Below are 17,648 nucleotides of genomic sequence, written 5' to 3'. Positions count from 1 at the left end.
CGGCGCAGCGCGATGGCACCACCGCGCGCCCTGGCCTCGGCACCATGGACGACTGTCGAGGCCGTCGCGAGGATCGCCTATCCTCGGGCAACGAGGCGAAGACATGACGTACGACCCGATGCTTGCCGATCGCATCCGCGCCGCGCTGGCGCAGCTGGTCGACGCGACCGAGATCTTCGAGCGCCGCATGTTCGGCGGCATCGCGTTCATGGTCCGCGGACACATGACGTGCGGGATCGTGGGGGACGACTTGATGCTGCGCGCCGGCCCGGAGGTCGCGCCTGCGGCTCTGCGGCGCCCGCATGCGCGGCCGATGGACTTCACCGGGCGCCCCTCCGCGGGGATGCTCTACGTCGGGCCCGGCGGCGTGCGCTCGCCGGCGGCGCTGCGGGAGTGGATCTCGATCGGGCTCGACTACGTGGCGACGCTGCCGGCTCGCGTGCCGACCCAGCTCGCGTCGCGCACCCCGAAGCGGGCCGGGGCAGCGAAGAAGCCGGCGACCGCGAAGAAGCCGGCCGCGAAGAAGCCGGTCGCGAAGAAACCGGCCGCGAAGAAGCCGGCCGCGAAGAAGCCGGCCGCGAAGAAGCCGGCCGCGAAGAAGCCGGCCGCGAAGAAGCCGGCCGCGAAGCGATCGCGCCGCGGCCCGGCCGCTACGGGCTCGTGACGTTCAGGTTCCAGTTTCCGGTCGCGCCGTTGTAGCCGTCGACGAGCACGAGCACCGTCTCGCCTGCGACCATGTTGCGCTGCACCTGCGACTGCAGGCCGTTGGTGTCGTCGTTGCACACCAGCTGCGTGGCGCAGTCCGACCACAGCGACAGCACCGTATCGTAGGCCGAGCCGACGGTCGTGAAGGTGTACGACGCGGTCGCCGTGGCGGTGAAACGAACCACCTGATCGTTGGCGTTGCCCAACCCGCAGCTCGGATCGAGGTCGTTGTCTGCGGCCGTGGTGTTGCCGGTGAGCGCCGGGCTGCCGAGCGCGCTGCCGCCATCCTGGTCCTCGCACGCAAACGGGGGGGTCACGTTGAGCACCCAGCTGCCCGCGTTGGCGTTGAACCCATCGACCGTGATCAGCACCTGTTGGCCGCCCGCCATCGCGAGCGAGAGCCGCGACTGGAACACCGTGCCGGCGTCGTCGTTGCACGCCAGCTCGGTGGCGCAGTCCGATGACAACGCCAGCTTGGTGTCGTAGCCGGATCCGAAGGTGTTGAACGAGTAGGTGCCAGCCACCCCGGCGGTGAACAGCATCACGTGGTCGTTGCCATTGGCACCGCCGCACGACGGCGCGATGCCGTCGTCGTCGGTGGTCGTGTCGCCGGTGGCGACCGCCACCCCGGTGGCCGCGCCGAGGTCTTGCTCGGCGCACGCGGGGCCGTTGAAGCAGCCGCCGCCGTCGAACGACACGCACAGATCGTCGCACAGCAGCGTCCCGGCGGAGAATCCGAGGTCCGCGCAGGTGCCGGTGCCCACGTCGGTGCCGTCGCACGGCTCGGGGAACTGCACGAAGCCATCGCCACAGACCGCCGGTTGGAACACGTTGAGCACCCAGTTGCCGGCGGCACCGTTGAAGCCGTCGATCACGACCAGCACGGATTGCCCAGCCAGCAGATCGACGGTGACCAGCGACTGAAGCTCGCCGCCGGCGTCGTCGCTGCATGACAACTCGGTGGCGCAGTCACCGTAGACCGCGAGCTTGGTGTCGAACGCCGAGCCCGAGGTGTCGAATGCGAACTGACCCGCGAACGGGGCGGTGAAGCGCACCACGTGGTCGTTGCCGCTGGCACCACCGCACGACGGCGCGAGGCCGTCGTCGTCGAAGGTGGTGTTGCCGGTGGTCACGGCGCTGCCCATGCTGCCGCCGATGTCCTCCTCGGCGCAGTCGCAGCCGTCGGTGTCGTAGCCGGCACAGTTGCCCAGGCACGCCAGCGTGCCGCCGGCGAAGCCCTGGCCGACGCAGGTCTCGCCGTCGAGGTCGGCGCCATCGCAGACTTCACCCATCTCGGTGATCCCGTTGCCGCACTCGGGGTTGCTGCAGGCGTCGGTGTCGAAGGTGCAAGTCGGGCTGCACGCCAGGGTTCCCATCGAGAAGCCCTGGGTCGCGCAGGTGGCACCACCGAGGGTGCTGCCGTCGCAGTCCTCGGCGCCTTCGAGGATGCCGTTGCCGCAGAGCATCGAGACGCACGCGGTGGTGTCGATGCTGCAGTCCTTGGCGCACATCAGCGTGCCGCCGGGGAAGCCATGATCGGTGCAGTCCGCCCCCGCCACATCGTCGCCGTCGCAGGCTTCGCCGGCGTCGAGGATGCCGTCGCCGCACACGGGGCCGCCGTCGCTGCCCGACGAGCTGTCGCCTGCGCCCGTGAGCGTCGAGGTACCGACGTCGGTGGTGGAGGTGCCGACGTCGGTGGTCGTGCCGACCTCGGTCGTCGTGCCCGGCTCGGTCGTCGAGGTGTCGCCGTTGGTGGTGTCGTCGTCGCCCGAGTCTGCCGCGGAGGTGGCGGAGCTCAGCGTCGAGCTGCCGAACGTGCCGGTGAGCCGAGGGCCGTCTTCGCCGCCGCACCCCATGCCGGCGAGCGCGACGCCCACGACCACGCCGCCCGCGGCCGCACGCAGGACATTCCTCGACCGGTCAGAGCAGCGCTCGTCCATGACAACAGGCTACCGGAGCCCTGCGTCGGCCGATAGATGGGTCGACGACGCCGGAGCCTCCCCCTCGCGGGACCGCTCCTGCTGCTTGCCTTGGTCGCGGATGAACGCTTCGCGTTCTCATCCCCAGTTCAGAGGAACGGCAGCATCTCGTGTGCCGCAGCGAGCACGCCCGCGGAGTGCTGCGCGTAGTCGGGGTCGACGTGCATCGGCCCGTAACCACCGTACGACGTCTCTTCGTAGTCCTCGGGCGAGAGGCCCATCGCCTGCAGCAGGGTCCCGTAGTATTGCGGCAGCATCAGGCCGAACCAGCTGTACTCGGGCGTGGTGTCGTTGGGGTACATCGGGTAGGGGCCTGGGTACGCTTGGCCATACTGGTTGCCGGACACCGCGGTGTTGCGATAGTCGCAGAAGCTGCCGGTTGCGATGTTGCCAGCGGCGCCACCGGCCAACACCACGCCCCAGTCGATCGCGTCGTGGGTGTAGATGCCCGACTCCTGCGTCCACGCCACCAGCGACGAGTCGAGCAGCGTGCCGCCGGTGCCATCGTCGATGGCGTCGAGCTTGGCCACGAAGTCGAGGTAGACCTGCTCGAAGAAGCGCTGGTGGCCATCGCGCACGAGATCCTGCGCCCACACCTGCGAGAGCGGATCCTCGGGTGGCTCGGTGGGCGCGTCGCGATCGGCTCGATGGGCGACGTCCTGGTGGTAGTCCGGGCCGGAGTAGTCGCGCAGCGCATCGGCGGCGAAGGTTGCGATGCGGCAGGTGTCGCAGCTGAATGCGATCGCCACCACCTCGTTGAAGAGCTGCCAGTAGAGCGCTTGCGCGGACGGGTCGGTGCCCCAGTTCGGCGCGCCGTTGATGACGCCCTCCGCCTCCTGCGTCGGCGGCTGCACATCCTCGCAGCTCTGCACTGCGGCGAGCTTGGCCTGGAAGTCGTCGAGTCGCGCGATGTGGGCGTCGAGGCGGGTGCGGTCCTGCGCCGAGATGCGGGCGCCGTCGCGGACGCGCTTGTAGTCGGCGAGGACGCGATCGACCACCGGGGGGCGCTGCACGTGGTCCGGATCCGGCGCCATGTAGATCTGTCCGAACAGGTCGAGCGAGCGCCGCATGGTTGGGATGTCCTGCAGCGGGCTTGCCGGATCGAAGGGGTTCTCGCGCCCGACCGAGATCGAGTACTCGGGCCCGAGGTTGATCGACCGCACGGCCGGCACCTGCGGATAGAACTTGTCGGAGTAGGCCAGCACCTGGTCGATGGTCGGGCGGCGCTCGCTCACGGGCGCGAGTGATTCGTCGTGACCGGCCAGGTTGCCCAGGTGGATGCCGCGGGTGTGCGCGACGTAGAACCCGGCGTCGAGGCCACGCAGCACATTGAGCTTGCCCGCGAGCGCGGCCGTCAACACCGACGAACTCGCGCTGAGCACTGGCGACAGCCTCGCGACGCCGCCGTCCACCGATAGCGTCAGCGCGCCGCGACGAATGGTGTGACCGGCATACTGCTGCGAACTCGTCAGCGTCGCGCCGTCGGGGAACATGTTGGCACCCCGGATGCCGCCGTGGCCGGTCGAGAATGCCGCGAAGCGACGCGGCACCCCGGCGGTGCCGGCCCGCGCACCCCGGGGGAGCAGCGACTCGAGCAGCGGGATTGCGAGCAGGGCCCCGCCGGTGCCTCGCAGGAACATGCGGCGCGTGCTGCCGGGTTGGATTCGCGTGGACATGTTCACTCGCCCCCTTCGATGAGCTTGGTGCGGAACTCCGGTCGCAGCGCGATCTCGCGTACGACCACGCCGAGGTCCTCGCCGTCGAGCAATGCCTTGTGGAGCGTCGCCAGCGTACAGCCGTCGGCGACGTCGTCCTCCGCGCGTCCGAACGTGAAACGGAAGTAGCGGCGCGCGAAGCAGGCCTGCGGCTTCTCGCTCTCGAGCATGATCGCGTTCAGCTCGGCCGCGCTGGAGACCTCGCGCTCGTCGCTGGTGTCTGCCACTCGCGGCACCGCGGTGGTGTCGACCGGGACCTCCGCCACCACGGCGCCGGTCTGCTTGTCGAACACCCGCTCGGAGCTGCGGTGGCGGCCGAGCCCGTCGAAGTCCTCGGTGACGAAGCCCATCGGATTCACGACGTTCTTGTGGCAGCCGGCGCAGTCGCCCCGCGCCTCGCTGATGGCGACCGCGCGGGCACGCGCACCCAAGGCGGTGTCGTCGATGCCCATCGCGACCGCGTTCGCATCGGGTGGCGGAGGCGGCACCGCGTCGCACAGCAGGGTCTTGCGCGCGTACACGCCCTTCAGCACCGGGTGGGTCATCGCGCTGCCGCTCGCGAGCATCAGCGCGCGGGTGATGAGGCCCTCGCGCCCGTCGCCCAGCAGCGGCGGCTCGCCGCCGCTCCACACCGGCACGCCGTAGATCGCGGCGACGTCCTCGGTCTGCGCGAACGAGCGATCCGAGCGGAACCACTCCTCGAACGACGCCGCGGTGTCGCGCGTGTGGTGGATGCCCATCTGCTGCACCTCGGCGGCCATGTTGCTGCGGGTGTCGGGCGTGGGCACGAAGCCGTCGAGGAAGGCGTCGTAGTCGGCCATCCCCACGCTGGCGTCGAGCTCCTCGGCGTGGGGCGGGTCGAGCCACTCGCCGTAGAACTCTGCGATCGCGGTGGCCGAGCGCGGGTCGAGGAACATGCGCTCGACCTGCGCGGCATAGCCGTCCTCGTCGAGCAGATCGCCGGCCTCGGCCGCCGCGACCAGCTCGTCGTCCGGGATGGTCTGCCAGAAGTGGAACGACAGCCGCGCGGCGATCTCGTACGCAGTCAGCTGCGCGCGGGTGCCGGGCTCGCCCTCGCCGCCGGTCTCGATGAAGTAGAGGAAGCCCGGCGCCGCGAGCAGCACGGCCACGATGTCGCCGTAGTCCTCGCGCTCGAGGGTGTCGCCGGCGACGTCGACGTAGAACGCGACGTCCTCGTCGGTCAGCGGTCGACGCAGCGCCCGCGGTGCGAAGCGACGCACGAAGTCTTCGACGCACGCGGCGTCGTTGGTGGTGTCCGCATCGGTCGCGCAGGTGCCGGCGGCGGCGGTCAGGCGAGCATCGTCGCCGACGATCGCGGTGCCGATGGTGGCGCCGACGTGGTAGGAGCCCTCGACGGTCTCCTGGAAGATGGACTGATCGAGCCGCGAGAAGCCGCCGTAGAGCGGATCAGGGCCGGAGCGCGCGTCGACGGGGATGAGCCCCATGCGTTGGCGCGCCACCTCGAGCACCGCGTCGGCGTCGCTCGGGACCAATGACGCGACGAGATCTCGCACCGCGTTCTCGTACTGCACCCGCGAGAGACGGCGCAGCGGGAGGTCGGTCGGCACCTGCGTCGGATCGCAGGTGAACTTGGTGGTCTCGAACGGTTCGTCGCCGCCGGTCGACCCACCCCCGTCGTCGCTGCCCCCGGCGTCGCTGCCCCCCGGTCCGCCGGCCTCGGCGGCGTCCCCATCGGCGCCGCCGCGGAGACCTTCGTAGCACCCTGAAATCAGCGCGATCGAGGTCACGCACGCGGCAAGGACGGGGGCTCTCGCGGTCGTCGGCATGGCTCCCCTCCGGGACACATGCGTGCCTGGCTGCGGGTGAAGTTTCTTTTTCGACGGCGTGCGGGTTCGGGCGATGACGCGCGTCCGCCCGGGGGAACGGCGCGCGGGCTTGCCGTGCAGCAGTTCGCCCAGCCGTTGCGCGATTCGCCCGGGGCCGACGAATGCCCCGATCCGATGTGCCCGGGGTTCCATGCCGCACTCGCGCATGGCACGGAGCGTGCTCTCGCGCGGCCGACATGCGGTGTTGCGTGCTCGTGGCGGTGGGGGTGCTGATGGGTTCGGGCTGCGGGCAGGCGCGCGAGGCTGGGCCGTGGGCGGGCATGACGACGGCGCTCGGCGACGACGGTGGTGTCGACACCGACGGGCCGTCCCTCGACGAGGGCGGTACCGTGCAGGCGACCAACGCCGACGACGACGCGGGCGATGAGGGGACCAGCGAAGCGCCCACCAGCGGTGGGGGCAACGACACGGGGCACGGCACCGGCCCCGCCGACGACGGCGGCGACGCGGGCACCGGTGGGGTCGACTGCCCCGCGAACTGCTACTGCGAACCGCTCGATCCCGCGGCCGATCTCGGGGATCTCGAGGGCAGCTACAGCCCGCAGGCCTACCTCGACACCATCCTCGAGGTGCTCGGTCGACGCTGGCCCGCGGGACGCGACCTGCTGACCGACAAGCTCGGCGACCCCTACTTCGGCTCGTTCAGCGATCCGTCGAGCTTCGCGTCGCTGATGGACGGGCTCATGACGGAGGCCCACGAGGGCACGCATGGGTGGGAGTACGGCAACGCCAGCGTGGACGAGTTCGCCTACTTCTTGCGCGACGATCTGCAGTTCTTCCCGCCCAAGCTGCACGGCTTCGATCGCAGCGAGATCTACGACATGGTCGAGGGCAGCTCGACCGACATCTACAAAGACCTCTACCTCGTCGGCGACCAGGGCACGTATGGGTTCTACGAGCTGCTCGACGAGATGAACTGCTACATCAATGGCATGGCCGCGATCGGCGTGACCGGCGAGTACATTCCGTATGGGGTCTCGGGTCGCGATGGCGCCGTCGCGTTCATGTATTACCTCGAGCTCTACCTCAAGCGCGCTCGCACGCAGCATCCCGATGTGTACGAGGCCATCAAGTCGGACCCCGACTACAACGAGATGATCAAGCTGCAGTGGCTACGGCTGCACTTCCTGTTGCACGACGCCGCCGATCTCCACGACAACATCGGGTTGTACGACGACGAGATCCGCGAGCTCATGTACGCGCAAGAGAACCAGTCGGAGATCGAGATGCTCATCGACCACGAGCTCGACGCCTCCAACTGCCTGCCGCAGTGAGGCGTGGTCGGCCCCCGCGCCGACGCACGTCGACGCGGGGCCGCATGCGCGCGAACTCAGCTGGGCTCGTGGGCGTGGAAGCCGGCGGCCAGGTCCCACGCGGTCGCGCGGCGCCACGCCGCGAGCGCCATGCGCGTGTAGCCCTGTGCGAGCTCTTGGCCGATCGCGAGGCTGGCCTTGGCCCACCGCGCGCCCTCGTCGACCGCCGCCTCGAGACGCTCGGTTTGCTTCGCCGGGTTACCGACGCCCTGCTGCGCCTGCTCCGCGAGGGTCTGGCAGCGGGCGACGGTGTCGTGGACGATCCGGCTGAGATCGGCCGAGAATTGCTGCATCTGCGTAAAGATGGGTTCCATGGTCTTCGTTCCCCTGTGGGGGCACCAGGGCCCGGCCACGGCTGCGAAGCTAGGACCGCCGGGGTCCGGCGTCAAGCCCAGATTGTTGCAGTGCACAAAAAAGCTGCCTAGGCCCGGCGGCGACCCTTGACCTCGCGCTTGAGCGCCTCGAGCTCGCGACGGAGCTCGGCCACGTCGTCGTCGTTGGTCGTCGTGGCGGGGGAGGTGGCCGCAGGCGGCGGTGGCGTGGGTGGCGGTGCACTCGCGCCGCCGAAGCCACCGCCGGTGAACATGCGCAGCAACGCGTTGGTCGCCTGCATCGGCATCTGCGCGAACGGGAAGATCGGCGCCGCCTGCTGCAGGCCGAACTTCGCCGCCAGGTACCATTCCATCGCCATGCCCATGTACTTGCCGAAGAACTCCGCTGCAGCGTCGTCGCCCATGCGGATCAGCTGGACCAGCAACGGCACGGGCAGCAGGCGCGAGGCGTCGCCCTCGAGGATGATCTGGACCAGCGTCGCCTGGGTCAGATCCGCGTTCGTCTTGGCGTCGAGGACCCGGACGTCGGCGCCGTCGCGGATGCGAAGCGCGAGCTCCTCGAGCGTGATGTACTTGCTCTGCTCGGTGTCGTAGAGCCGACGGTTGCTGTACTTCTTGACGATCATCATGGCGAGGACAGGCGGCGCGTCCCTCGTGGAGGTCGCGGCCGAGGCTCAGGCTGTTTGGTTGCGCCGCAGCATGATACTCGGGACCGCCCGCGATGGGGCGTGCGGGCCGAGAACCGCCCGATGTGAGATGCCTGCGGCACAACGGCGCTTGACGGGCCCGGTCGACCTGGCTAGGGTGGCGCCGCGCATTGCTGCACTGCAATATGGACCGCTCGAAGCCAGGAACCCGCACCGCCCCGGCCACCGTGGTGTCGATGCCCGACAGCCAAGGCGGCACCGAACCCCGCTCGCAGGCCGCCAACGGGCGCACCGCGCCGCCCCCGTGGCGGCAGTGGTTCGACCGTTGGGACGCCGGCGCGACCGCGGCGTTCGAGCAGCTGCTGCGCACGCAGCCGCTGCTCGAGCTCGGCGGCAGCGCGCTCACGGCCTCGATGAAGCTGTGGTCGATGGGCCAGCGCACCCGCGACGCGTGGTGGTCGGCTTGGGGATTGCCGACCCAGCGCGAGCAGCAGCGCCTGCTGCACGAGCTCCATCGCCTGCAGTCGCGCCTCCTGGATCTGACCGAGCAGCTGCAGGCCCGCGACGCCGAGGACGACCATGGCCGTTGATCGCAGTCTCGCCTTCGAGCCCATCTCCGCGCCGCAGATGTTGTTCGCGCGCGCCGCCCAGCTCGGCGCGCGGCCGCGCTTCATGCTGCCGCAGGGCGAGAGCTGGCGCGCAGTCACGTGGAACGAGTTCGCGGACTCGGTGGCGCGTGCCGGCGCCTTCCTGCACGGCGACGTGCTCGCGGCCGGGCAGCGCGCCGCGGTGCTCGGCACGAACTCGGTGGAGTGGCTGGTCGCTGCGCTGGCGATCCAGACCGCCGGCGGCGTGATGGTGCCGATCTACCCCGCTTCCACGGAGGACCAGATCGCCTACGTGATCGGTCACAGCGCCGCGCGGGTGTTGTTCGTCGGCGGCGATGCGCTGGTCGATCGGGTGCTGCGGTGCTGGTCGCAGCTGTCGGGGGTCGAGTGGTTCGTGGTGCTCGACGACACCGACGTGGTCGCTCGCGCCCGCGTGTTGGCGCGCGAGGGTGTCGCGGTGCCCGAGGCCGCGGAGCTCCAGCGTCGCGTCATCGGCTTCGCGCGGGTGCTCGAACACGGCGGCGACCGCATCGATCGCACGCCCGGGTTCCTCGCCCAACGCCTGGCGGCGATCGATCCCGATGCAAGCGCCCTGATGCTCTACACCTCGGGCACCACCGGGCGGCCCAAGGGCGTGCCGCTCAGTCATCGCAACCTCGCGGTGAACCAGGCCGACTGGGTCCGCGCCTGTTCGCCGCTCATCCCCGACGGCGCGGTCGATCTGCTGTGGCTGCCGTTCAGCCACATCTTCGGCTTCGGCGAGGCCTGCATCGGCACGGCGCTGGGCTTCACGACCTACTTCGCGGAGCCCTCGAACGTGCTCGAGCGCATGCCCGCGGTGCGGCCCGACGTGTTCATGAGCGTGCCCGCGTACTGGGAGAAGATCGCCGCCCGCGCGATGGTCGAGACCGATCCGGCACGAGCCCGCGCCGTGCTGCAGGCCAGCACCGGCGGACGCCTGCGGTTCTGTCTGTCGGGCGGCGCCGGGCTGGCGCGCGCGGTGAAGGAGTCGCTCTACGCCGCGGGCGTGCTGGTGATCGAGGGCTACGGCCTGACCGAGACCTCGCCGACGCTGACGCTGAATCGCCCCGACGCGTTTCGCTTCGACTCGGTCGGCCGTCCATTACCGTCGGTCGAGCTCCAGCTCGCCGACGACGGCGAGATCCTGGCGCGCGGGCCGAGCGTGTTCAGGGGCTACCACGACGATCCCGAGGCGACCGCCGCCGCATTCACCGACGATGGCTGGTTCAAGACCGGCGACGTCGGTCGCTGGACCGAGGACGGCTTCCTGCAGATCATCGATCGCAAGAAAGAGATCCTGGTGACCGCGGGCGGCAAGAACGTTCCGCCCGCGAACATCGAGCGCCTGTTCGCCGACGATCCGGTGTTCCGCCACGTGCTGGTCTACGGCGACGGCAAGAAGTACCTGGTCGCGGGCGTGTGGCTCGACGACGAGGTGCTGGACGCACGCGTCGGCGCGGTCACGGACCGCGCACAGCGAGCGGCGGCCGCGGCCGCGGTGGTGCAGGCGGCGGTCGATCGGGTCAACACGCAGCTGGCGAGCTTCGAGCAGATCAAGCGATTCCGCGTGTTCGAGGCCCCGCTGACGGTCGCTGGTGGCCTGCTCACCACCACGCTCAAGGTCCGTCGCAAGCAGGTCTACGCGTCGTTCCGCGACGGCTTCGAGGAGCTCTACGCGTGAGTCTGTTGCGCCGCATCGCCGGTGCGATGTCGGGTGCCTCGATGGCGCCCGAGGTGGGCTGTACGCCCGCCGAGGTCGTGCACGAGGAGAACAAGTGGCGGCTGCTGCACTACCTGCCGACCGCGCCGCAGCGCTGCCGTACGCCGGTCTTGATGGTGCCGTCGCTCATCAACCGCCACTACGTGCTCGACCTGATGCGCGGCAAGAGCTTCGTCGAGGCGATGGTCGCGGCCGGCCACGAGGTCTACCTCATCGACTGGGGCACGCCCGGCCCCGAGGATCGCTGGCTGTCGTTCGACGACATCTGTGACGGCTACCTCGGACGCGCGATCCGCCTGGCGGCGCGCCACGGCGGCGGTCGCACCCACGTGCTCGGCTACTGCCTGGGCGGCACGCTGGCGGCGATCCATGCCGCGGTGCGGCCACGGCACGTCGCTTCGCTGGTGGCCCTCGCGGCGCCGGTCGACTTCAGCGACGACGGGCTGCTCTCGGTGTGGTCGCGGACCCGTAGCTTCGATCCCGAGGCACTGGTCGCGGCGCTCGGCAACGTGCCATGGCAGCTGCTGCAGGCGACGTTCCACCTGTTGCGACCGACGCTACCGCTGCGCAAGGCCGTGAGCCTGGTCGAGCGCGCATGGGACGACGAGTTCCTCGATGGCTTCTTCGCCACCGAGCGTTGGGGCAGCGACAACGTCGCGTTTCCCGGGGCCTGCTTCGCGCGGTACATCGAGCAGCTGTACCGGCGCAACGCGTTGGTCACCGGCGGCTTCACGTTGTCGGGGCGCCCGGTGGAGCTGGGTCGCATCCAGTGTCCGACCCTCGCGGTGACCTTCACCGACGATCACATCGTGCCGTGGCGCAGCGCCGCGGTCCTGCTCGAGCACATCGGGGCCGACGTCCGCGAGCACATCAGCCTGCCGGGCGGCCACGTCGGCGCGGTGGTCTCTCGCAAGGCCGCCAGCACCCTGTGGCCGCGACTGTCGGCGTTCTGGCGTCGCCACGACGATGCCCGCATGTCGGCGGCCTGACACCACCCAACCGCCCCAACCCTGGCCCCCAACGCAGCCGAACCCCATGAGCATTGCACGCATCGTGTCGACCGGCCGCTCGATTCCCGAGCGGTGCATCACCAACGCCGAGATCGAGCACATCCTCGAGCAACCGGTCGCCGAGTGGCTCGAGGCCAACGTCGGCATCCGCGAGCGTCACGTGATGGCGCCGGGCGAGACCACCTCGGACCTCGTCACGCAGGCCGCCAAGCAGGCGCTCGACCGCGCCGGTCTGACGCCCCGCGATCTCGATCTCATCATCGTCGCGACCGACACGCCAGACCAGCCCAGCCCGGCCACCGCATCGGTGGTGCAGCACAAGCTCGGTGCCCACGGCTGCGGCGTGTTCGATGTCAACGCCGCCTGCGCTGGCTGGGTCACCGCGCTCGACATCGGCGCACGCATGATCGCCACCGACGACGATCTGCGACACGTGCTGGTCTGTGGCGGCTACGGCATGTCGCGCTTCATCGACTGGAAGGACAAGCACACCGCCACGCTGTTTGCCGACGGCGCCGGCGCGGTGGTGCTCGCGGCCGGCGACAAGCCGGGGTTCTTGTCTGGCAAGCTGGTCGCCGACGGCCAGTACCACGACGCGCTCGGCATCTATCAAGGTGGTGCGAGTCGCCCGGTGACGGCCGCTTCGATCGCAGCCGAGGGCGCGCCGCGGGTGCAGTTCGTGCGCAAGTTCCCGGCCACCTTCAACGCCGAGCGCTGGCCGCCGCTCATCCGGCAGTGCCTCGCGAAGGCCAACGTCTCGCTGTCCGAGGTCGAGCTGTTGGTCTTCACCCAGCTCAACGCCCGCACCATCGAGGCGGTGATGGACGTGCTCGAGCTGCCGCGCGCCAAGACCCACATGATCATGGATCGCTTCGGCTACCTGGGCTCGGCGTGCATCCCGGTGGCGTTCGATGACGCGCTGCTGCAGCGTGACCTGCCCGATGGCGCGCCGATCGTCTTCTGTGCCACCGGTGGCGGGCTCGCGATGGCGTGCTCGGTGTGGCGACACGTGCGGAGCGCTTGATGCAGGGCGGCCGCTCCGGCAGCGCGAGCTCGGCGTGGTCGTGGCCATGGTCGTGGCCGTGGTCGTGGTCGTGGAACAGCGTGCGTCCCGGTCGGTCGTTCGCATCGCTCGACTACGGCCTCCCGCTCGAGCTCGTGGGGCTCGACCAGGTCGAGCTGGCGGTCCACACCTGCGGTGAGGGCGATCCGCCGATCGTGCTGTTGCACGGCCTGGGTAGCGACATGCGTGTGTGGTCGCGCAACCTCGCCGCGCTGTCGGGGCGTGCACGGGTGCTCGCGGTCGATCTGCCGGGCTTCGGCAAGAGCAGCAAGCCCGATGTCAGCTACTCGCTGCCGTGGATGGCGGCGCGGGTGGTCGAGCTGCTCGATCGCTGCGGGCTCGATCGCGTGGTGCTGTGCGGCCACTCGATGGGCGGACAGATCGCGATGGAGCTCGCGTTGTCCCAGCCCGAGCGCGTCGCGGCACTGCTGCTGGCGGCGCCCGCGGGGCTCGAGCGCTTCAGCGAGGCCGAGGGCAGGTGGATCCGCGCGGCCGTCGACGACGACTACACCGCGCGTGCCTCGGCCGCGACGGTCGTCGCTCGCTACCTGCCGACCTTCCATCGCATGCCCACGGCAGCCTGGCCGCTGCTGCGCGATCGCCTGGCGATCATCGGTGGACCCGACGTGCGGGCCTACGCCCGCGCGGTGACGCGATCGGTCGCGGCGATGCTCGAGCGCCCGGTCATCGACCGACTCGGTGCGCTGCGAATGCCGGTGCTCGTGAGCTTCGGCAGTGAGGACGCGCTGGTGCCCAATCGCATGCTGCACGGCCGCGACACCGCTACGCTCGCGCGTTGCGGTGTGCAGCGGATGCCGAACGCGACGCTCGCGATGGTTCGCGGTGCGGGCCACATGGTGCAGCTCGAACGACCCGACGAGTGGAACGCAGCGGCGCTGACGTTTCTTGCGCGGCACGTTCCGCGGTCGTGAGTGCGCGCGTCCTCGGGGTGCCCTGACGACGGTCCGGAATCGAGGTATCGCCCCGTGCGGCCGCCTTGACAGGGTCCTGCGCCCGGGGTATGAGACATGAATCAGTCGTCATGTTGCGGTGCACAAAAGAGACCGGAGTCGCCATGCGAGCCCTTCACGTCCTGACGTTCGTTGCGCTCACCGCCTGCAGCGGTGCCGGCGTCTCCACCACGGCCCGCACCGGCGGCGACACCGACGACTCCGCGGGTGACGCGAGCGCGTCCGCGAGCGCGTCCGCGAGCGCGAGCGCGTCCGCCACGAACGCGACCACCGATCCGACCGCAGGGTCTGCCTCGGCGAGCGACGACACCGGCGTGGACTCCGACGCCGACACCAGCGGTGATCCCAGCACGGCGTCGGCGTCGGGCAACGACACCGCCATGGGCTCGGACTCGGGCGGCTCCGACACTGCGACCGGCGATGTCACCCTCGAGGGCACGTGGCTGAGCGAGGGCGACGACGTCGCGCCGCTGCTGGTCGACCTGACCCACGCGGTCTCGATCACGGCGACCTTCGGCCCCCAGGCCTTCACCGTCGTCACCATCGACGATCAGGGACAGATGGTGCAGCAGGTCGGGGTCTACACCGCGACGCCATCGGGCGTCGGCGAGATCTTCGACATCACGCTGGAGCAGACCATGCCGCAGGCGGTCACCGTCGAGGGCATCTTCGAGATCGACAACAGTGTCAGCCCGCCGATCATGCGCTACGAGGTCGTGCAGACCGAGCCCAGCGTCGGTGCGATCCCGCCGACCGCCGAGGGCGGCTTCGGTTCCACCAGCTTCGGCGACGACCTCACGCAGCTGTTCGTCCGCCAGTGACGTCAGGGGATCTTGGGAACCGATGCTGTCCTGGTCGATGCTGTCGTTGATGCTCGCCGCGGCACCTTCGCCGCCGCCCGAGCCTGATCCCTACGTCGAGCAGGCGCCGGAGCAGATCCAGCGCAGCAAGCGAGACTTCCGCGCGTTCCAGCTGTACGGCTACTTCCTGACCCGCGCCGAGATCACCAACGTCGCGCCGGCGAACGATCTCTTCAAGGGCCAGGTGGTCGGCCGGCTGTTCGGGCCCAACACCACCACGACCTCGCGCGAGCGGGCGGTGTTCCTCGAGCAGCGGTTGATTCCGTTCCTGGTCGTGGAGCCGGCGCTGCTCAACCGCCGGGCTCGCCTGCGCGCGTCGTTCGAGCTCGACTGGACCTTCGGCGACACCTCGAACTCGGCGGGCGGCAACTTCGGCTCGTCGATCACGGCCGACCAGGTCAACCTGCAGACCCAGAACGTCGCGGTCGAGATCGATCTGTGGAAGGGTTGGTCGGTCGACGTCGGTCTGCAGCGGCTCTACGACAGCGCCTACGATCCCTACCGCACGCCGGTCTCGACGATGCAGCTCACGGGCACGCGCCTGGCGATGTGGGGCACCGATGCCGTCGGCGCGGTGCTGCACGGCACGCAGTGGGGGCAGCGTTTCAAGCTCGGCGCCTACCAGCTGTACGAGAACCTGATCCAGAAGGACGACGACGTCTCGCTGTTCGAGTTCGCGACCGACCGTCACCTCGGCAAGACGCTCCACGCCGGCGCGAGTTTCCGCTACCTGCGAGACACCTCGACCGGGCAGGGTGGCGTCGGCATCCTCGGCCAGGGCCCCGACAGCACGCTGGTGGACTACGCCGGTGGCTATCGCTTCACGATTCCCGACAACGTCGAGACCTGGCGCGGTCGCTTCGCGTGGCTGGCCGGCGACGTCTCCTACAATCCCGAGCTGACCGCCGGTCGCTTCGGCGGCTCGGCGTTCGCGGTCGGCAACTTCGGGCAGATCGTCACGGCGATCCCGAACCAGCCCGGCGACTTCCAGAAGCTCACCAACGTGCTCGGCCTGGCGGCCAACGTGCGCGCCGCGTTCCGCTTCGGCCGGACCCCGCGCGACGCCATCGTCGCCGACCTCCTCTACACCTCGGGCGACAAGAATGGCCTCGAGGACGGCACCTACAGCGGCGTGGTCACTGGCAACACCTGGGGCGCTCCCGCGGCGCCGTTCACCACGTTCGGCACCTACTTGTTGCTGCCGCACGGCAACGTCGTCAACCGCTTCTACGCCGCCGCGACCGACATCTCGAACGCCGGCTACGGCATGATGGCGGCCTCGCTCGGGGTCTCCTACGACTTCCTGCGCAATCGCTTGACGGGTCGCATCGGCACCGCGTTCGCGCGATCGAACGTGCAGCCGATCGACGGCGCATACTTCATGGGCGCCGAGGTCAACGGTAGCCTCTCGTGGCGAATCCGGCCGTTGCTCAGCGTCGAGGCCCATGCGGCGTACCTGCGCTTGGGCGACTTCTTCGCCAGCTCGGAGATCGTCAGCACCGCGGCCAGCGGCGGTGGCAGCGGGCGACCGCGCGATCCCTGGACCGGCTTTCTCACCCTCAAGTGGCTGATGATCTGAGGCCCGCGACGATGAACCGTTCACGCACATCATCCTTCGCGCGCGCCGGTGCGCTCGCTGCGACGCTGCTGCTCGGGCTCGGTGCCAGCGGCTGCACCAAGCGCCAGGGCGTCGCGTTCGCCCAGATCAAGTACCCCGTCGACACCACCACCGTCGCCGTGGGTACCGCGAAGATTGCGGTGCACGACACCGGCAAGGGCGAGCGCACGCTGGTGCTGATCCATGGCCTGGGCAGCTCGATGCCGGCGTGGCAGCGCAACATCGACGCGCTCGCGCAGCGCTACCGCGTGGTCGCGATCGACCTGCCCGGCTACGGCAAGAGCACCAAGGGCAACTACGCCTACTCGATGGCGTTCTTCGCCCAAGCGGTGCGAGGCGTCGTGCGCGAGCTGCAGCTCGGCCGCGTGACCCTGGTCGGTCACTCGATGGGCGGGCAGATCGCGATGACCTACGCGCTCGACTACCCCGAGGATGTCGAGGCGCTCGTGCTGACCTCGCCCGCCGGACTCGAGGCCTTCGAGGATGGCGAGGCGCGATGGCTGGCGGGCACGGTCACGCCCGAGTTCACCTGTGCCGCGGATGCCGAGGCGGTGTGGCTGCGTCACACGCAGAACTTCCACCGCACCCCGAAGGCGGCGGAGTTCATGGTGCGCGACCGCCTCGCGGTGGTCGGTGGGCCGGACTTCCAGGCCTACTGCATGGCGGTGTCGCGCTCGGTCGCGGGCATGATCGATGGCCCGGTGCTGCATCGGCTGCACGACCTCGACCTCCCGACGTTGGTGTTGTTCGGCAACGACGACGGCCTCATCCCCAATCCCTTCCTCCACGGCGGCAGCACCGAGCGCCTGGCCAAGAAGGCGGTCGCGCAGATGCCCGACGCCGAGCTGGTGATGCTCGAGAAGGCCGGTCACATGGCGCAGTTCGAAGCCGCCGAGCAGTGGAACCAGGCGGTGTTGCGTTTCCTCGCCGACACCAAGGAGCCCGGTGCGCCACGCCAGCGTCGTGGCGGCGGCGCGCCGGTCGGCACCACGATCGAGCCGCTGTACACCCCGGGCACCGATCCGGACGCGCGCGATGACGAGGCCGCGGCGCCGGTCGAGCCTGTGCCTGCGCCCGCACCTGCGCCCGCGCCGGTGCCGGGCGACGCCGCGCCGCCCGCGGAGGATCCCACGCCCGCGACCGACGACGACGTCACCATCGCCCCGGTCGCGGCTCGCAGCCCGACCCGCCCAGGTGGCCGATGATCCTCGCGGTCAA

General features: G+C 70.0%; 15 protein-coding genes. 10 read left to right on the top strand and 5 right to left on the bottom strand.

Features of this window, described 5'->3' with window-relative positions; genetic code table 11:
• Positions 1–103 precede the first annotated feature (103 nt).
• Positions 104–664, top strand: a complete 561-nt coding sequence (locus IPH07_28415) for a TfoX/Sxy family protein (protein ID MBK6921355.1) — start codon at positions 104–106, stop codon at positions 662–664.
• On the opposite strand, the gene IPH07_28410 is transcribed toward IPH07_28415, so the two are convergent.
• From IPH07_28410 to IPH07_28400, 3 genes are all read right to left on the bottom strand, one after another.
• On the bottom strand, positions 651–2,645 hold the full coding sequence (locus IPH07_28410) for a hypothetical protein (GenBank protein MBK6921354.1): 1,995 nt from the start codon (positions 2,643–2,645) through the stop codon (positions 651–653). The two genes, IPH07_28415 and IPH07_28410, sit on opposite strands and share 14 nt — an antisense overlap.
• A 128-nt stretch (positions 2,646–2,773) precedes the next feature.
• Positions 2,774–4,360 (bottom strand): DUF1552 domain-containing protein, encoded by a 1,587-nt coding sequence (locus IPH07_28405; GenBank protein ID MBK6921353.1) that lies wholly within the window; start codon positions 4,358–4,360, stop codon positions 2,774–2,776.
• Positions 4,361–4,362: 2 nt separating this feature from the next.
• On the bottom strand, positions 4,363–6,207 hold the full coding sequence (locus IPH07_28400; GenBank protein MBK6921352.1) for a DUF1592 domain-containing protein: 1,845 nt from the start codon (positions 6,205–6,207) through the stop codon (positions 4,363–4,365).
• A gap of 320 nt (positions 6,208–6,527) precedes the next feature.
• Here IPH07_28400 and IPH07_28395 point away from each other — a divergent pair, with 320 nt between their 5' ends.
• Positions 6,528–7,541 (top strand): hypothetical protein, encoded by a 1,014-nt coding sequence (locus IPH07_28395; protein MBK6921351.1) that lies wholly within the window; start codon positions 6,528–6,530, stop codon positions 7,539–7,541.
• Positions 7,542–7,597: 56 nt separating this feature from the next.
• Here IPH07_28395 and IPH07_28390 read toward each other — a convergent pair whose 3' ends face one another.
• Both IPH07_28390 and IPH07_28385 read right to left on the bottom strand, forming a co-directional pair.
• Complete coding sequence (locus IPH07_28390; GenBank protein MBK6921350.1) at positions 7,598–7,894, bottom strand: hypothetical protein; 297 nt, start codon at positions 7,892–7,894, stop codon at positions 7,598–7,600.
• A 107-nt stretch (positions 7,895–8,001) separates the two neighbouring features.
• The gene (locus tag IPH07_28385) at positions 8,002–8,541 is read right to left on the bottom strand and encodes a hypothetical protein (GenBank protein MBK6921349.1); all 540 of its coding nucleotides are present in this window, start codon (positions 8,539–8,541) and stop codon (positions 8,002–8,004) included.
• A 203-nt stretch (positions 8,542–8,744) separates the two neighbouring features.
• Between IPH07_28385 and IPH07_28380 the strand changes: the two genes are divergently transcribed.
• From IPH07_28380 to IPH07_28345, 8 genes are all read left to right on the top strand, one after another.
• On the top strand, positions 8,745–9,149 hold the full coding sequence (locus IPH07_28380) for a hypothetical protein (protein MBK6921348.1): 405 nt from the start codon (positions 8,745–8,747) through the stop codon (positions 9,147–9,149).
• The gene (locus IPH07_28375) at positions 9,139–10,869 is read left to right on the top strand and encodes an AMP-binding protein (protein MBK6921347.1); all 1,731 of its coding nucleotides are present in this window, start codon (positions 9,139–9,141) and stop codon (positions 10,867–10,869) included. The genes IPH07_28380 and IPH07_28375 overlap by 11 nt, the downstream gene beginning before the upstream one ends.
• Positions 10,866–11,897, top strand: coding sequence for an alpha/beta fold hydrolase (locus IPH07_28370; GenBank protein ID MBK6921346.1), 1,032 nt, complete (start codon positions 10,866–10,868; stop codon positions 11,895–11,897). The genes IPH07_28375 and IPH07_28370 overlap by 4 nt, the downstream gene beginning before the upstream one ends.
• Positions 11,898–11,943: 46 nt before the next feature.
• On the top strand, positions 11,944–12,942 hold the full coding sequence (locus IPH07_28365; protein MBK6921345.1) for a ketoacyl-ACP synthase III: 999 nt from the start codon (positions 11,944–11,946) through the stop codon (positions 12,940–12,942).
• Positions 12,918–13,913, top strand: a complete 996-nt coding sequence (locus tag IPH07_28360) for an alpha/beta fold hydrolase (protein MBK6921344.1) — start codon at positions 12,918–12,920, stop codon at positions 13,911–13,913. The genes IPH07_28365 and IPH07_28360 overlap by 25 nt, the downstream gene beginning before the upstream one ends.
• A gap of 143 nt (positions 13,914–14,056) precedes the next feature.
• On the top strand, positions 14,057–14,773 hold the full coding sequence (locus IPH07_28355; protein ID MBK6921343.1) for a hypothetical protein: 717 nt from the start codon (positions 14,057–14,059) through the stop codon (positions 14,771–14,773).
• A gap of 22 nt (positions 14,774–14,795) precedes the next feature.
• Positions 14,796–16,391, top strand: a complete 1,596-nt coding sequence (locus IPH07_28350) for a hypothetical protein (GenBank protein MBK6921342.1) — start codon at positions 14,796–14,798, stop codon at positions 16,389–16,391.
• A gap of 11 nt (positions 16,392–16,402) precedes the next feature.
• On the top strand, positions 16,403–17,635 hold the full coding sequence (locus IPH07_28345) for an alpha/beta hydrolase (GenBank protein MBK6921341.1): 1,233 nt from the start codon (positions 16,403–16,405) through the stop codon (positions 17,633–17,635).
• The last annotated feature ends 13 nt before the right edge of the window (positions 17,636–17,648 follow it).

The organism is Deltaproteobacteria bacterium, from assembly GCA_016709225.1.
In the GTDB taxonomy this organism is placed as follows: domain Bacteria; phylum Myxococcota_A; class Polyangia; order Nannocystales; family Nannocystaceae; genus Xiheibacterium; species Xiheibacterium phototrophicum.
The sequence above is the reverse complement of the archived record's forward strand: the minus strand, read 5'-3'. Positions and strand labels throughout refer to the sequence as shown.

Coding starts and splice junctions, on each gene's coding strand:
- IPH07_28415 (MBK6921355.1), top strand. CDS start 104: ATGACGTACGACCCGATGCTTGCCGATCGCATCCGCGCCGCGCTGGCG.
- IPH07_28410 (MBK6921354.1), bottom strand. CDS start 2,645: ATGGACGAGCGCTGCTCTGACCGGTCGAGGAATGTCCTGCGTGCGGCC.
- IPH07_28405 (MBK6921353.1), bottom strand. CDS start 4,360: ATGTCCACGCGAATCCAACCCGGCAGCACGCGCCGCATGTTCCTGCGA.
- IPH07_28400 (MBK6921352.1), bottom strand. CDS start 6,207: ATGCCGACGACCGCGAGAGCCCCCGTCCTTGCCGCGTGCGTGACCTCG.
- IPH07_28395 (MBK6921351.1), top strand. CDS start 6,528: ATGACGACGGCGCTCGGCGACGACGGTGGTGTCGACACCGACGGGCCG.
- IPH07_28390 (MBK6921350.1), bottom strand. CDS start 7,894: ATGGAACCCATCTTTACGCAGATGCAGCAATTCTCGGCCGATCTCAGC.
- IPH07_28385 (MBK6921349.1), bottom strand. CDS start 8,541: ATGATGATCGTCAAGAAGTACAGCAACCGTCGGCTCTACGACACCGAG.
- IPH07_28380 (MBK6921348.1), top strand. CDS start 8,745: ATGGACCGCTCGAAGCCAGGAACCCGCACCGCCCCGGCCACCGTGGTG.
- IPH07_28375 (MBK6921347.1), top strand. CDS start 9,139: ATGGCCGTTGATCGCAGTCTCGCCTTCGAGCCCATCTCCGCGCCGCAG.
- IPH07_28365 (MBK6921345.1), top strand. CDS start 11,944: ATGAGCATTGCACGCATCGTGTCGACCGGCCGCTCGATTCCCGAGCGG.
- IPH07_28355 (MBK6921343.1), top strand. CDS start 14,057: ATGCGAGCCCTTCACGTCCTGACGTTCGTTGCGCTCACCGCCTGCAGC.
- IPH07_28350 (MBK6921342.1), top strand. CDS start 14,796: ATGCTGTCCTGGTCGATGCTGTCGTTGATGCTCGCCGCGGCACCTTCG.
- IPH07_28345 (MBK6921341.1), top strand. CDS start 16,403: ATGAACCGTTCACGCACATCATCCTTCGCGCGCGCCGGTGCGCTCGCT.